The sequence below is a fragment of the Ruegeria arenilitoris genome (assembly GCF_013030265.1).
Classification (GTDB): Bacteria; Pseudomonadota; Alphaproteobacteria; order Rhodobacterales; family Rhodobacteraceae; genus Ruegeria; species Ruegeria arenilitoris_E.
On the sequence record NZ_WPZQ01000013.1, the window covers coordinates 64,658 to 79,595 of the forward strand.

Annotated in this window: 12 protein-coding genes; 8 read left to right on the forward strand and 4 right to left on the reverse strand. The window is 57.2% G+C overall.

The window, feature by feature from the left end; translation table 11 throughout:
- Positions 1–13 precede the first annotated feature (13 nt).
- A complete protein-coding gene (locus GOX61_RS20075; RefSeq protein WP_170336602.1) occupies positions 14–724 on the reverse strand; it encodes a DUF599 domain-containing protein in 711 nt (236 codons plus the stop codon).
- Positions 725–805: 81 nt separating this feature from the next.
- Between GOX61_RS20075 and GOX61_RS20080 the strand changes: the two genes are divergently transcribed.
- The 6 genes from GOX61_RS20080 (at position 806) to GOX61_RS20105 (ending at position 7,042) form a co-directional block, all read left to right on the forward strand.
- Positions 806–2,254, forward strand: a complete 1,449-nt coding sequence (locus GOX61_RS20080) for an FAD-linked oxidase C-terminal domain-containing protein (protein ID WP_170336604.1) — start codon at positions 806–808, stop codon at positions 2,252–2,254.
- A 41-nt stretch (positions 2,255–2,295) separates the two neighbouring features.
- Positions 2,296–3,396: an FAD-binding protein gene (locus GOX61_RS20085; protein WP_170336606.1), complete on the forward strand. Its 1,101-nt coding sequence runs from the start codon at positions 2,296–2,298 to the stop codon at positions 3,394–3,396.
- Between the two features lie 4 nt (positions 3,397–3,400).
- Positions 3,401–4,723: a glycolate oxidase subunit GlcF gene (gene glcF, locus GOX61_RS20090; protein WP_170336608.1), complete on the forward strand. Its 1,323-nt coding sequence runs from the start codon at positions 3,401–3,403 to the stop codon at positions 4,721–4,723.
- A gap of 119 nt (positions 4,724–4,842) precedes the next feature.
- A complete protein-coding gene (locus GOX61_RS20095) occupies positions 4,843–5,634 on the forward strand; it encodes a trypsin-like serine peptidase (RefSeq protein WP_367646989.1) in 792 nt (263 codons plus the stop codon).
- Positions 5,631–6,449 (forward strand): trypsin-like serine peptidase, encoded by an 819-nt coding sequence (locus GOX61_RS20100; protein ID WP_170336611.1) that lies wholly within the window; start codon positions 5,631–5,633, stop codon positions 6,447–6,449. The genes GOX61_RS20095 and GOX61_RS20100 overlap by 4 nt, the downstream gene beginning before the upstream one ends.
- Before the next feature lie 125 nt (positions 6,450–6,574).
- A complete protein-coding gene (locus GOX61_RS20105) occupies positions 6,575–7,042 on the forward strand; it encodes an Hsp20 family protein (protein ID WP_170336612.1) in 468 nt (155 codons plus the stop codon).
- 95 nt (positions 7,043–7,137) lie between these two features.
- On the opposite strand, the gene GOX61_RS20110 is transcribed toward GOX61_RS20105, so the two are convergent.
- From GOX61_RS20110 to GOX61_RS20120, 3 genes are all read right to left on the reverse strand, one after another.
- A complete protein-coding gene (locus tag GOX61_RS20110; RefSeq protein ID WP_170336614.1) occupies positions 7,138–8,385 on the reverse strand; it encodes an Hsp70 family protein in 1,248 nt (415 codons plus the stop codon).
- Between the two features lie 101 nt (positions 8,386–8,486).
- Positions 8,487–10,670 carry an esterase-like activity of phytase family protein gene (locus tag GOX61_RS20115; RefSeq protein WP_170336615.1) on the reverse strand — a complete coding sequence of 728 codons (2,184 nt, stop codon included), beginning with the start codon at positions 10,668–10,670 and terminating at the stop codon, positions 8,487–8,489.
- 129 nt (positions 10,671–10,799) lie between these two features.
- Positions 10,800–12,275, reverse strand: coding sequence for an NAD-dependent succinate-semialdehyde dehydrogenase (locus GOX61_RS20120; protein ID WP_170336616.1), 1,476 nt, complete (start codon positions 12,273–12,275; stop codon positions 10,800–10,802).
- A 285-nt stretch (positions 12,276–12,560) separates the two neighbouring features.
- On the opposite strand from GOX61_RS20120, the gene GOX61_RS20125 reads away from it, so the two are divergent.
- Entirely contained in the window at positions 12,561–13,640 is a 1,080-nt protein-coding gene (locus GOX61_RS20125) for a hypothetical protein (protein ID WP_170336618.1), read from the forward strand.
- Positions 13,641–13,814: 174 nt separating this feature from the next.
- Positions 13,815–14,933, forward strand: a complete 1,119-nt coding sequence (locus GOX61_RS20130; RefSeq protein WP_170336619.1) for a hypothetical protein — start codon at positions 13,815–13,817, stop codon at positions 14,931–14,933.
- The last annotated feature ends 5 nt before the right edge of the window (positions 14,934–14,938 follow it).

Sequence of the window (14,938 nt, forward strand, 5' to 3'; positions counted from 1 at the left end):
TGCGAAATGGCGATCACGTGTCTGTGTTCGGAGGCATGCTCATCAGAATACCGCGGGAATGAGAGGCAAATTCGCGCCGATAAAGCACACCAAGTGTGATGAGTGTCGTGAGTATCAAAGCCAGGGGCCCCAAAATCCAAGCGATGGCGGCAAGGGCAAAATAAGTGACGCGCAGGGCGCGGTTAAAGCTGCGGGCAGCTGTCACACAGATTTCGGCTGCCTGTGCTGCACGGGGATAGGCCTGCGGATCTTCGGGATCATTTGGAACAGCAGCCATAATTACTGCGCAATAGCCGAACAGCCGGTGCGCCCATACGTATTTGAGAAATGCGTTGGACAGAAACAGCACCACAATCAGGATCTTTATTTCCCAGACCATTGCCGGGGCACTGCCAATTGCAAGATCTTGTGCAACCCCGGCGAGGCGCTCGGTATTGCCCAGCAGGGCGAGGCCACCACCAATCGCAATCATAGTGGTTGAAGCAAAGAACGTGCTACCCTGACGCATTGCCGCAACAACCTGGGCATCAAACATCCGCGGTTGCCGGGTGACCATCTCTTGCATCCAGCCCCTGCGGAAGTCGTCCATCATCATGGAAACCGAGGGTTTTTGCGCGGACGGGTTCTCGATACGCCAGCCAATTCCCTGCCATGCCAGCAAAAGCAGCAGGATGGCCAGATAATCGAGTGGTGAAAACAACAGGGCGCGGTCGATCCAGGTCATGAGCGCGACAGTACGTCCTGATGTGAGAACTTGCCAGATGAAGAAATTGGTAATATTATTTTACCAAATGGAGGATCAGCCATGGAAATGCCGCAGCCAAATCCTGACGTGATCTCGCGTAAAAGCGGGGTGATCGCGCGTCTGCAACAGGTTTTACCAGTTGGTGCGGTGATCCATGACGAGGCCGAGACGCGGGCTTATGAATGTGATGCGCTGACAGCTTACAAATGCGCGCCAATGATCGCGGTTTTGCCTTCGACCACGCAGGAAGTCTCGGATGTGCTGCGCATTTGCCACGAAGAGGGGGTGCCAGTCGTACCGCGAGGTGCGGGTACTTCTTTGGCCGGCGGTGCTTTGCCAACGGCAGATTGCGTGATTTTGGGCGTCGCTCGCATGAATGACGTGCTGGAAGTGGACTATGACAATCGCTTCATCCGGGTTCAAACAGGGCGCACCAACCTCAGCGTGACCGGGGCGGTCGAAGAAGAAGATTTCTTTTATGCGCCTGATCCGTCATCGCAGCTTGCCTGCGCGATTGCGGGGAACATCGCCATGAACTCAGGTGGAGCGCATTGCCTGAAGTATGGTGTGACGACCAACAACCTGATGGGTGTCACCATGGTCATGATGGATGGCAGTGTAGTCGAAATCGGCGGCGCACATCTGGAAGCGGGTGGGTTGGATCTGCTGGGGGTGATTTGCGGGTCTGAAGGACAGTTGGGCGTGGTTACCGAAGCAACGCTGCGCATTCTGCGTAAACCCGAAGGGGCCAGACCTGTCCTGATGGGTTTCGATGACAATGAGGTGGCAGGGCAATGTGTCTCCGACATCATCAAATCGGGTATCCTGCCTGTGGCAATCGAGTTTATGGACCGTTTGTGTATCCAGTCCTGCGAGAATTTTGCGCATGCCGGCTATCCGGATTGCGAGGCATTGCTGATTGTAGAGGTCGAAGGGTCAGAGGCTGAGATTGACAGCCAGCTGGCAAAAATCGTCGAGATCGCTAGGCGGCACAATCCTGTCGAGCTGCGGGAAAGCCAATCGGCCGAGGAAAGTGCACGCATCTGGTTAGGCCGGAAGTCCGCCTTTGGCGCGATGGGGCAGATCAATGATTACATGTGCCTCGACGGCACGATCCCGGTGTCCTCGTTGCCAGCAGTCCTGCGCCGTATCGGTGAGTTGAGCAAAGAGTATGGCCTTGCAGTGGGTAACGTGTTCCACGCAGGTGACGGCAATATGCATCCACTGATCCTGTTTGATGCCAACAAGCCTGGCGATCTGGAAAAATGCGAAGCCTTTGGCGCCGAAATCCTCAAGCTTTGCGTTGATGAGGGCGGATGCCTCACGGGTGAGCATGGCGTCGGCATCGAAAAGCGGGATCTGATGTCCCACCAGTACACTCAGCAGGACCTTGAGGCTCAAATGGCAGTCAAGGACGTGTTTGATCCGAAGTGGTTGTTGAACCCGGCCAAGGTGTTTCCGCTGGATGCATCTGAGACGCGCCGCGTTACGCGGATCGCTGCGGAATAGTCTCTCCCTCTCCCAGAGCGTTTTGGAAAAGATGAACAGATATGAGACCTGATACTGAGGCCGAATTGGCCGAGCTGGTGGCCGGGCAGAACGAACCGGTGCGGATTGTCGGGGGTGGAACGCGTGGTATTGGCGGTCCCGAAACAGCAATCAACACCACAGGCCTGAGCGGCATCACTCTCTACGAACCCGGCGCGCTAACGCTTGTTGCAAAGGCAGGCACTCCGGTGGTCGAGATTGAAGGCGCGCTTGCGGCTGAAGGTCAGCAGCTAGCCTTTGAACCGATGGATCATCGCGGGCTGCTGGGTGTAACAGGTGAGCCGACTATTGGTGGTGTCGTTGCAGCGAATATCTCTGGCCCACGCAGGATACAGGCCGGGGCCTGCCGGGACTTCCTGCTGGGCGTTCGGTATGTCGACGGAACGGGACAGGTGATCAAGAATGGTGGCCGGGTGATGAAAAACGTCACCGGCTATGATCTGGTCAAGCTCATGGCGGGGTCTTGGGGTACGCTAGGTGTATTGTCCGAAGTTTCACTGAAGGTTTTGCCGAAACCTGAGGCGATGGCGACTATTGCGATCCGGGTCACCGATGCCATGACCGCTGTGCGCGCTTTATCAACCGCCCTGAAATCCCCGTACGAAGTGAACGGCGCAGTCTATGATCCGAAAGCCGGGTTCGCCTACTTGCGGGCCGAGGGATTCTCGGACTCGGTCGCCTATAGGGTCGGGCAATTGCAGGCGGAGCTATCCGATGTTGGTGAAGTGGCACCAGTTGATGCGTCCGATGATCTCTGGCGTGCATTTCGGAATGTTGAGTCTTTTCAGGGTGCTGATGGAGACGTCTGGCGAATTTCAGTCAAGCCCGGTGACGCCCCTGAAATTGCTGCCCGGATTGAGGCTGAGAAAACACTGTTTGATTGGGGTGGCGGGCTGATTTGGGTTCTGGTGCCGAAAGGCACTGATCTGCGTAGCCGACTGGGGGCGTTCGACGGGCATGCAACGATTGTACGGGCCGATGATGAAACCATTGAAAGGCTTGGGCGCTTTCAACCAGAGACTGCCGGAGTTGCGGCTTTGTCAAAAGGATTGCGGCAACGCTTTGATCCGCGTGGTCTCTTTAATCCGGGGCTGATGGGATAGGGCAATGCAGACGACCTTTACCAAAGAGCAATTGCAAGATCCCGCCATCCAGCGGTCCAACGAGATATTGCGCAGTTGTGTGCATTGTGGGTTTTGCACAGCCACCTGTCCCACCTATCAGGTGCTGGGAGATGAATTAGACAGCCCACGTGGCCGCATCTATCTGATCAAGGATATGCTGGAAAACGAGCGTGTGCCGGATGAAAAGACAGTCAAGCATATCGATCGTTGCCTGTCTTGCCTGTCTTGTATGACGACATGCCCATCCGGCGTGCACTATATGCACCTGGTCGATCACGCGCGCGAGTACATTGAGGCGAACTATAAACGCCCGTTTACGGATCGCGTACTGCGTTGGGTTCTGGCGCAGATCCTACCTTATCCGATGCGGTTTCGATGGGCGCTGATCGGAGCCAAACTGGGGCGCCCCTTCCGGTTTCTGATGCCGGATGCGCGCTTGCGGGCAATGCTGGATATGGCGCCAAAGACCATCCCTCCGGTAAGTCGAAACGACGATCCGCAGAGTTTTGCAGCTGATGGACAGCGCATCAAACGCGTTGCTCTGATGACCGGATGTGCACAAAAGGCGCTAAACACTGACATCAATGATTCAACGATCCGATTGCTGACCCGACTGGGGTGCGAAGTAGTGGTCGCCGAAGGAGCCGGGTGTTGTGGGGCGCTGACACACCACATGGGTAAAACCGACGACAGTCATGCGGCAGCCGCGGCCAATATCAAGGCCTGGGCGCGGGAAATGGATAGTTCCGGATTGGATGCGATTGTTATTAATACCTCGGGCTGCGGAACCACGGTCAAGGATTACGGCCACATGTTCCGGAACGATCCCCTCGCCAATGACGCCGCACGGGTTTCCGCTATTGCGATGGATGTCAGCGAGTTGTTGATGCAGCTGGAAATGCCACAAAGTAGCGACAAGAACATGACCGTCGCATATCACGCGGCCTGTTCGCTGCAACATGGTCAAAAGATCAAATCCCACCCCAAAGATCTCCTGAAACGTGCGGGTTTCAAGGTAGTAGAGCCTGCGGATAGCCATCTCTGCTGTGGCAGTGCAGGCACCTACAATCTGATGCAGCCAGAGATTTCATCGAAGCTCAAACAGCGAAAGGTAAAGACGCTGGTGGCCAAAAGTCCGGATGTCATAGCGGCAGGCAACATCGGGTGCATGATGCAGATCGGCTCGGGCACCGATGTGCCGATCCTGCACACTGTTGAATTGCTGGACTGGGCATCCGGCGGGCCCATGCCAAGTGCCTTACGGCAAGGAAATGACAGCGCATCAGAGGTGCCAATCCTGCGCTGACATAGCTGATGCAGTCGCGCATCAGTTGTTTGCCAAAACAGCCCATGTTTCCTTCGCCCTATTTTCGCCCAACGCAGCGCATATGAAAAATGGCTTGCAATGATCGGCCGGAGAACCGCGTGCGTAACTGGATCAGGGCCTTTGCGTTGAGTATGCTGCCCATGGCGGCGATGGCGCAGGATACGGGGCTGAAAAGCCTTGAAACCACCGATTCCGGGCGGGCGTGGATGGCTGTCGGACGGCTTGAGATCGATGGAGTCGGATTTTGTACCGGAGCATTGATTTCGCCAACGCTGGTTCTGACTGCAGCACATTGTTTGTTCGACAAATCTACCCGCCAACGGATCGATCCGGAACAGATCGAATTTCGGGCAGGTTGGCGCTTCGGTCGTGCCTCGGCTTACAGGGCCGCGCGTCAGGCCGTTATTCACCCGGAGTATCACTACGATCAGGAAACCTCGACCATGCGCGTTCGCAACGACATTGCATTGATCGAGCTCTGGCAACCGATCCGCAATACGACGGTTATTCCGTTTGAAACGGGGGACTGGCCCCGTCGGGGTGAAGAGGTTGGCGTCGTCTCTTATGCTGAAGACCGGGCCGAAGCGCCGTCTCTGCAAGAGGTATGTTCGGTTGTGACACGGCAGGCGGGTGTTCTGGTGATGTCCTGCAACGTGAACTTTGGCTCCTCCGGCGCTCCGGTTTTTTCGCTGTCTGGTGAGCGTCCGCGCATAGTGTCAGTCGTTGCAGCGATGGCGCGGATGGAAGGGCAGCGCGTGTCCCTTGGTACCGCACTGGAGGATTCGCTGCAGTTACTCAAGTCAGAATTGTCCGCAGGACGAGGTTTTGGAGCGTCTTCAAGCTCAGGCGAGCCACGCAAGAATATAGGGGCGAGATTTATCAAACCATGATCCGTTTTGTTTTTAGCTTTTTTCTTTGTATTTCATTGCTGGCCACTGCGTCCCTAGCCCAAACCGGTAACAAACGCAGGCTGACCGACCGGGATGATCTGTATGGCTGGGAAGCGATTGGCCGCCTTGATATCGGCAAGCAATCCTTTTGTACTGGCACATTGATTGCACAGGATCTGGTGCTGACCGCCGCGCATTGCGCGTTGGATAAGAAAACCGGTAAGCCCTATGTCCCCGGTGAGGTGACTTTCCGGGCCGGTCTCAGTGACGGAGAGGCGCTGGCAGAGCGCAAGGTCGTGCAAATAGCAGCTCATCCGGATTATGCAGCTAACGCGCCGCTGTCGCCCGAGAGTATTCGGGCAGATGTGGCGTTGATGCGGTTGGAACAACCGATTCCATATTCAATCGCCGACCCGTTTGCGTTGCACAATGGCCGGGTTGCCGGAAACGAAATCAGCATTGCCTCATATGGGCGTGGACGGTCCGAGGCGATCACCCGCCAACGGTCCTGTCGAATTCTGGAAAGGCGACAGGGACTGATCACTTTCGATTGCGACATCACCTTTGGATCCTCGGGGTCGGCTATTCTGGCCAAGAGCGGACCTCGCTGGCAGATTCTGTCGGTTGTTTCGGCGGTCTATTCGGATGGGCGTCGCAAGGTTGGTTTTGGTATGGAGTTGGCCGACATCGTTTCCGGCCTCAAGGCGGATATGCGTCGTGATGCGCCAAAACCCAAAGCCTCGATCCGCCGGCTGCAGGTGGGATCGGGCAAGTCCAGTTCCGGGGCAAAATTCATCAGTTCCGGCGGGTCTTGAACTCAATCAGATTGCTACCCATGTGAATTGTACCGGATCGCCACAAACGGGGTCCGGTATTCATCACCGCCCGTCCGAATGGAGGGCAAGACATCGTTAATCGCTCAAGAATGAGGATACGAAACATGCGTAGTTTTGATTTTGCACCGCTGCACCGCGCCACTATCGGTTTTGACCAGATCGCCGACATGATGGACCGTGTTCTGACCAATGACGTGGCTCAGCCCAGCTATCCCCCGTATAACATCGAAAAAACCGATGCTGACACCTACCGTATCTCGGTGGCAGTCGCCGGTTTTTCGGAATCCGATCTGTCGGTCGAAGTGAAGGAAAACTCCCTCGTCGTTTCAGGTAAGAAAGCCGCCGAAGACAAAGAGCGCAGCTATCTGCACCGTGGCATCGCCACCCGCGCGTTCGAGCGTCGTTTCGCACTGGCCGATCATGTGCGCGTCACCGGCGCCAGCCATGAGAATGGCATGCTGCACATCGATCTGAAGCGTGAAGTGCCCGAAGCACTAAAGCCGCGCCGGATCGAGATTTCTTCGGAAAAGGCGATTGAAAAGGACGTCGTCGACGCCAAAGCCGTCAACTAATTCGGCAAACGCAGAAGCTGCGGTAATCGCTTCCTCCCAAGGTTACCGCAACGCCCCGTGCTCCTCCAGGCGCGGGGCGAAATTCGTTTCGGCTGCTAGCGGTTGGCCGCGATGGACAATCCATCCGTCACAGCAGTGAACACTTCAGAAAATGTATGCTGTGCCTCGGGAAAAACGGCCTTGAGCGTTCCTGCGACAGTCGACATCAGGCTGGATCCGCCGACATAGACGATACGATCGACCTGTGCAGCGTTCACGCCAGCAAGCCGCAGGGTTTCTGAAACACCTTCGGTCAGCTTCTTTGAATGTGTTTCGAGTATTTGGTCCAGTGCTTCAGGTGCTACGGGTACGGTCAGATTTCGCTCAACCTGGTCCAGTTCAATCAACGGGCTGGAGTCGTGGTTGTTGGCCGCGATCTTTCCGTGTTCGACAGCAAAGGCAAGCTCGTGACCCAATTCGTCCCTGAGGACGGTGGACAGGCGCGCCAGCTTCCCGGGTTCTTCGGCCAGCCGAGCCATCTCATCCGCCATGCGCTGGTTCTGCGGCGTGTAGAGAAATGGAATCTTCTCCCAGGTGGCAAGATCACCAAAAATCGCGGCAGGGGCAGGTGTTGTACCCGGGCCGATCACCTTGCGCAGAAGCGTTCCTTTGCCCAGTAGGGGCATGACCAGATCAACGCTGATTGACCGGTCGAAATCCGTGCCACCGATGCGAACACCGTGATTGGCAAGAATTTCAATGCCCTCGGGGCGCGAGCGAAACAGGGAGAAGTCGGATGTACCACCTCCGATATCTGCGATTAGTCCGATCTGGTCCGGGTGATCTAATGCGCCGCTGGAAATGGCTGCAGCAACGGGTTCGGGCATGAAGTCGATATGCTTGAATCCTGCCGCAAGATAACACGCCCGCAAATCTGCTTCGGCCTGATCTTCGCGGGGATCGCCGGTGCCATGAAAAACAACCGGGCGTCCCGATAGCACGGCGTCGATTGGGCGGCCGGCCTGGGTTTCAGCGCGGGTTTTGATCTGCTTCAGAAAGCGCGAAATGATATCGACGAATGTCACCCGCTCATTCAGTATCTGGCGCTTTTCATGCATCAGACTGGTGCCCAAAACGCGTTTGAGCGCACGCATGAAACGTCCTTCGGCCCCGTCAAGCAGTGCCGCGTTTGCTGGCTCTCCAATCAGCGTTTTCCGGGTTTCAAAATCAAAGAAGAACGTCGTCGGCAGAGTGAATTGCCCGGCTTCCATTTCAACAAGTTGCGGTTTTCCATCGACCAGATAACCCGCTGCCGAGTTGGAGGTTCCAAAATCAATGCCCAATACGGGGTCATGATGTGCCATGCCCGAATCCTCCCGATGAATTTTGCGAAAGGCGCCTGTTTATGGGCATGTAAAAAAGGCGTCAAGCGGGAACACTCGACGCCCTTCAGATGTGTTGTGGATCAGTTTCCGGCGGTCACAGACCCGATGGACCAGAACATCGTCTCGCCCGACGCGTCATCGACGCCGTCATTATCGGTCATAACGAATGCCTCGCCCGAAGGCAGGATCGCCAGGCCTTCGATCTTGTCCAGAACGTAGCCGCCGGTCGAGGTCAGGTCGGGCAGCAGGTCGCGGACCTCTTCCTTGGTGACCACTGGCAACTCACTACCCAGCGGGGCTGGGGTCATTTCAGACAGAGGGATGCGGTAGATCTTTTTGGTCACGGCGCGGTGGTCGTGCTGATTGTCGCGCTCGATGACATAGACATGGTCACCGAAGGCCACGATTTCCGACAGGCCGACCCAGCCTTTTTCGGGATCTGCCTTGGGGTAGTGCACAGCACCCCATTCCTTGGTGCCCAAATTGTACGCGACCAGTTTCACGTGGTTTTCCGGGTCGTCCTTCCATTCGCGTTGAACGGCCATCCACAGGGTGTCGCCGACCTTGGTGATGCCCTCGAAACCGAAACGCTTCTCGACCGCCATCAGTTCCGGCGGCAGGCCGATTTCACCCTTGCGATCCTTGATCTTGCCTTCGGCTGAGACGTGGTAGATCGCGTGCGGGATAACACGGCCGGTCCGGCCTTCGGAGGCAACGTAGAAGCCACCCTTGCCGTCCAGTGTGATGCCTTCCAGATCCAGCTTCTGCGCCGGGTTTCCATCCTGACGGTGAATGCGGATCACGTCCACGATGCGGGCCGGTTGCTGGCTGGGGTCGATCTTGAAGATCGACGGCTGGAAGCCATAAAAGCTGTCGTTGACCGCATAGATCATGCCGTCCTCATCAGCGACCAGACCTGACAGAGCACCCCAACCGATCAGCTCATCCGCGCCTTCTGAGGTCAGATGCGGATAGCTGGCGGCGGCGTCCTGATACTCAAAAATCGAGACATGCGCACGCGGGCCGCCATCTTCGATCAGGTCCTTTTCGTTTGCCGAGACCAGCAGATTGCGCTCGGGGATGGCAACATAACCTTCCGGCCCAACGCCTGAAGGCAGCAGCTGTTTCAGAACCGGGTTGGCAGGATCGGTGGCGTCATACACACCCACGACCGAAGCGCGTTCGGCGCCCACAAAGATCATCGGCGTACCCCCAAAGGTGGCAGCGGTCACGCTTTCAGGCTCTACGCCCTTAGCGTCCGAGCGTTTGTCGGGGTAGTGGCCGATCTGGATTATTGCTTTCTCGAAATCGGTGCCGTTTTCGTAAACAACGGTGCCGTCCTTGTGGAAGATCGTCCAGCCGCGCGAGCCGCCTTTGTAGTCGCCTTCGTTGGCGGTGGCGAAGTGGTTGTCGTCGATCCATTTCACCGCATCCGGCTCACGCAGGCGGCCCTTTTGGCTTTCGGTGAAGATCAGCGCGCCGCGTTCATCTGTGGCGTCGATACCTTCCAGATCCACGCTACCCGCCGAGAAATGGCTGACCACGTTGCCGTCCTTGTCGACCACCGCGATGTGGTTGTTTTCCTGCAGAGTGACGACGGTTTCGCCCAGAGCGTTGATGTCCACGAATTCCGGTTCTGGGTCAGTAGGTGCAACTTCGGCCAGACCGGTCAGCGACGCCATTGTCATGCCCGCGCAATCCAGCGCGCCATCTTTCAGCGGCACCAGCGCCAACGATCCGGCAGGCATTTGCGGGATAACACCGTCGTTCAGGTCTTCGTCTCGCTCGTTCTCGATTGCCGCGGCAATAAAGCTGCCATCCGGGGCGATGGCGACGCTATCGGGCTGACCGCCCAGATCACAAGCTCCGGTTTCGGCCTTGCCTGCGATATCGACCGAGATCAATTTGCCCGACGGGGCGGTGTAACTTTCCGAAGTGTTCACGCCCACAAAAGCCGTCGCACCAACAATCCCGACCGATGTTGGTTCGCCGCCCACATCCATCGCGCCCAGAGGCGACGGGTTTGCGGGGTCGGAGATGTCGACCATGCCGATCACACCCAGCGGGCTGTCGGTGTAGACCAGCGTCATGCCGTCCGCCGTCGCTGCGATGATCTCGGGCGAGGTCTCACGTTCGGTATCAGCTCCCTCGGCCATGTTCTTGACAACGGGGAAAGACGCAATTCGGTTGAAATTCATTTCTGCCGCAGCCTGACCGGCGGTCAGGGCAAGGGCAGATGTCAGGCAGACAAAGCGCAATGACATCGGTTGGTATCCTCTCTCACTTGGATGAGAGGGGGATGAACGCGGGTCATTTCAGGGATGTGACGGTTTGTCTGCAGTTTTGTGACAAACCGAATGGCCCCGGCACGTTTGCGCCAGGGCCTTGTTGGATCAGACCGACAGGCAGACGTATTTCATCTCAAGATAGTCTTCCATGCCGTGATGGCTGCCTTCGCGACCCAGGCCGGACTGTTTGACGCCGCCAAACGGGCCAAGCTCGGTTGAGATGATGCCTGTGTTCACGCCTACGATGCCGTACTCCAGCGCCTCGGCTACTTTGTAGACCCGGCTGAGGTCCTTGGCGTAGAAATATGAAGCCAGACCAAAAATGGTGTCATTGGCCATGGCGATCACGTCGTCTTCGTCCTCAAACTTGAACAGCGGTGCCAGCGGGCCAAAGGTCTCGTCCTGCGCAACCATCATGTCCTGCGTTACACCGGTCACGATGGTGGGCTGGAAGAAAGTACCACCCAGATCATGTGGCAGACCGCCGGTCAGAACTGCGCCGCCCTTGTCGGTCACGTCCTTGATGTGTTCCTCGACCTTAGCAACTGCTTCTTCGTTGATCAGCGGGCCGGTGGTTGTGCCCTCGGCCAAACCGTCGCCGATTTTCAACGCTTCAACAGCGGCTTTCAGCTTGGCTGCGAATTCATCGTAAACGCCCGCCTGTACATAGATCCGGTTGGCGCAGACGCAGGTCTGGCCGTTATTGCGGAACTTGCACAGCATCGCGCCTTCGACGGCTGCATCCAGATCGGCATCGTCGAACACGATGAACGGCGCGTTGCCGCCCAGCTCCATCGAGCATTTCATGACCTGATCGGCGGCCTGTTTCAGCAGGATGCGGCCCACTTCGGTCGAGCCGGTAAAGGTCAGTTTACGCACGCCGGGGTTTTCGCAGAATTCCTTGCCGATCTCGCTGGCGCTGGAGGATGGCAGAACGTTGAACACGCCGGCTGGGATGCCGGCCTGTTCCGCAAGAACACCCATAACGAGCGCCGACAGCGGGGTCTCTTTGGCCGGACGGGCGACAAATGCACACCCGGCAGCCAGTGCCGGAGCCGCCTTGCGGGTTATCATCGCGTTGGGGAAGTTCCAGGGCGTGATCGAAGCCGCAACGCCGATTGGCTGTTTCAGCACCATGATCCGTTTGTCGCGCTGATGGCCGGGGATTGTCTCACCGTAGACGCGCTTTGCCTCTTCGCCGAAGAATTCGATGAAGGACGCGCCATAGCCGATCTCACCAACGGCTTCGGCCATCGGCTTGCCCTGCTCGGCGGTCAGGATTTTCCCCAGATCTTCGGCGTTCTCCATCATCAGGTCGTACCAGCGGCGCAGGATCACGGCGCGTTCCTTGCCGGTCAGCTTGGCCCATTCTTTTTGCGCCGCTTCGGCCTGTGCGATTGCGCCGGCAACCTGCGCGCGGCTCAAGTCTGCGACTTCGGCCACGACATCCCCGCGTGCCGGGTTGGTTACGGCAAAAGTGCCGTTATCGCCATCCACCCACTGACCGCCAATATAGGCCTTGGTCACCAGCAGATCGGGGTTTTTTAGGATCGATTTCAGATCGGTTGTCGCGTCCAGCATGGGTCAGCCTCCGGCAGTATGGAATTGTTAGCACTCAAACAGATGCCCTTTGGATTGTCTATGGCCACCCGTGCGGTCAGATCAATCCAGTTTTCGTATGGTAAACGTGACGATGTTTTGCCTACCGCGCGCATTCACGCGATCTGAGGCCAAAGTGTCAACCCGCCTATCTTTTTTCTCCGGAGTTTGCCAAAGTCCTGTTCGTATTTGATGCCCAAGGGGATGTAAATCCACGTAACATTCCCTATCTTATTGGGTACATAAATAAAAAAAGGGATAGGACAGATGTCGAACCAACAGTTTGACGCGTTGATTCAGGAAACGCAGCAAAAAGTGCGCGAAAGCCAGTCGCAGATCGAGGGGCTGACATCCCGGATTGAGGCCGCGCGCTCCAAGATCGGCACCGCCGAGGCCGATATCGACATCGAAAACGCTACGCTGGAAGACATGCATGCCCATACTGATGTGATGAATGCCAATATCGCCGAACTGATCATGGGTTTGGACGACGTCACCAGCGCCTTTTCCAAGGATTTTGACGAGATGCGTTCGAAATCGGGTTGGGAGACGTTTGTCGGCATTTTCTCGAAAGGCAAATCCGAGTCGATGCGGCAGGAACGTATGCGCACGGCCAATATCGACGACAAGCTTCAGGACCTGATCGCCAAATCCGATGTGATCGTGAAGCTGCTCGAAGGACAGTTGGCGGTTCTGGAGGAGCAACGCGTGAAGGTTGAGGAAAACCTGACCGTCACGCTGGACGACCGTGAGGCGACCGTGGCCGAACTTGAGGCTCTGCGGGCCGAGATTCAGGGTATGGATCCGACGATCATCACTTTGGAGAACAAGATCAGCGTGGAACAGGACGCCGCCGCACGCACCCAGCTGGAAACCGAACTTGCCGAGCTGAACAAGCAATACAACGCCAAGGTTCAGGAAGAGCAGGTCAAGCTGGCCAAGTCGCAGACGCTGGAGCGATACATCGAAAAGGGCAAGACCTGGGTCGATTCACTGCAAAATCAGGCGGCGACGCAGATGGTTCTGATCAATAAGCTGCAGACAGACACGCAACAGCGCGTCGTGCTGTATGACGCCCTGACCAAATCGCTGAAAACCGCGCAGCAGCAGGACGTGGCCCACCGCATCAACGAGATCGGCGTGCAGACTGACCAAGAGGCGCAGACGGCAATGGCCGCCATCGGCACCGCGACCAACCAGAAGATGGCCGACATGCTCGAGGCGCATGAGGACCACATGGTCTTTGCCCGCGACGTGCTGGAGAAAAAGGCCAAGGCGGATGAACGCTTTGCCCGCCGGTTCGCTTCGATTGTCGAGAAGCATGATAAGAACCTGTATGGTGGGTAGAAGAGTATCGCTTGTCTTTGGGTTTGTAGGCCTTGTTTTCATTGCCCTGATCGCAGCTTGCACTTCGGACTTGTTCAATTGCCAAAGCGAAACCTGTGAACCCGCCACCAGATCACTTTGCCAGGGAACTTATCGTGCAATCGGAAAAGCTATTGGGGGCATTCTGAAAGGACTATGACTGACCCAACTCAAGACCATGTTGGCCTGACCGACACCTTTGCCTCGCGCCGCTATTTCCGTAAATTCGAGTTGATCTCGGTCCACCTCCTGCGCGTGGCCGCAACGATGGAGGCCGAGGGAGCGATCAGCAAGCAAGAGGTGCGGATCGTGTCGCGCTACCTCTCGGGGCTGCTCTACACCTTCCGCGCGCTCAGCATGAAGTACCTGCTGGTCGGGCGCGATACGGGGCGGTTCTTTGGCAGCCTTGCGATGGACAAGCGCGACAGCGGATTTCCGGTGGCGGCTGAGTTGCTGACCATGGCCAATGACGCACAGCAGGCGCAAGTGCATCTGGCGAACATGCCCTCGGAAGACGACCTGAAAACCGACATGGTGCGCACCATCATTAGCGACCGGGAAATCCCCACCAAGCTGCAATTTGCGCTGTCTCAGCGGCTCTATTACGAGGAATTGCTAAAGGGTGAGTTGTTTTGGGCCCGCAACGATCCTGAATGCCATTGGATCGGCAATGAGGGAGACCGGCGCAAGTTTCTGATCCACTGGGCGGTCTATGACAGCCAGATCAACCTGCCGGTCATTTACCTGATGCAGCTTGAGGACAGCGGTAAAACCGCTCTGCCCAAGGACCAACGTCGCTGGCCCGAGGTGCAGGCGCATCTGATGGCGCAGTCGCTGGGCGGGTTGAAACTGGTGACCATCGCCAAAGGCTTCGATCAGGATTTTGACGACCTGCACCCCAAGCACCTGCGCCGCATCCATGTGGGTCCGATGTATTCCTCGGCCTACACTGAGCAATCCGGCCCCCTGCGGCAGGTGTTGGAAGACGCGCAAGCGCCCGAGGGGCAGGACTGGGCGCTGGCCTGGACCACCGAAGAGCTGGAAAGCGAAGAGGTGATCGAAGAGCGCGCCGGGTGGTTCTCGACCGTTGAGCGCGAGGTGTTTGCGTTGGACCCGTTCGGCGGGCAGGGGGCCGAAACCGGCGCCACCCGTACCCAGCGGTCGATCATCCTGCCCCAGCGCCCGTTTCAGGTGCTGGCCGAACGCAACCCGCCGGGTTTTGCCGACGTACGCAAGTTCGTCGTCAGCAAGACCGGACAGGTGTTGAGATATTGAAGACA

Excerpts from the sequence above, each read along its gene's own strand:
- GOX61_RS20100 (WP_170336611.1), top strand. The coding sequence starts at position 5,631 with ATGATCCGTTTTGTTTTTAGCTTTTTTCTTTGTATTTCATTGCTGGCC.
- GOX61_RS20115 (WP_170336615.1), bottom strand. The coding sequence starts at position 10,670 with ATGTCATTGCGCTTTGTCTGCCTGACATCTGCCCTTGCCCTGACCGCC.
- GOX61_RS20105 (WP_170336612.1), top strand. The coding sequence starts at position 6,575 with ATGCGTAGTTTTGATTTTGCACCGCTGCACCGCGCCACTATCGGTTTT.
- GOX61_RS20110 (WP_170336614.1), bottom strand. The coding sequence starts at position 8,385 with ATGGCACATCATGACCCCGTATTGGGCATTGATTTTGGAACCTCCAAC.
- GOX61_RS20080 (WP_170336604.1), top strand. The coding sequence starts at position 806 with ATGGAAATGCCGCAGCCAAATCCTGACGTGATCTCGCGTAAAAGCGGG.
- glcF (WP_170336608.1), top strand. The coding sequence starts at position 3,401 with ATGCAGACGACCTTTACCAAAGAGCAATTGCAAGATCCCGCCATCCAG.
- GOX61_RS20085 (WP_170336606.1), top strand. The coding sequence starts at position 2,296 with ATGAGACCTGATACTGAGGCCGAATTGGCCGAGCTGGTGGCCGGGCAG.
- GOX61_RS20125 (WP_170336618.1), top strand. The coding sequence starts at position 12,561 with ATGTCGAACCAACAGTTTGACGCGTTGATTCAGGAAACGCAGCAAAAA.
- GOX61_RS20120 (WP_170336616.1), bottom strand. The coding sequence starts at position 12,275 with ATGCTGGACGCGACAACCGATCTGAAATCGATCCTAAAAAACCCCGAT.
- GOX61_RS20130 (WP_170336619.1), top strand. The coding sequence starts at position 13,815 with ATGACTGACCCAACTCAAGACCATGTTGGCCTGACCGACACCTTTGCC.
- GOX61_RS20075 (WP_170336602.1), bottom strand. The coding sequence starts at position 724 with ATGACCTGGATCGACCGCGCCCTGTTGTTTTCACCACTCGATTATCTG.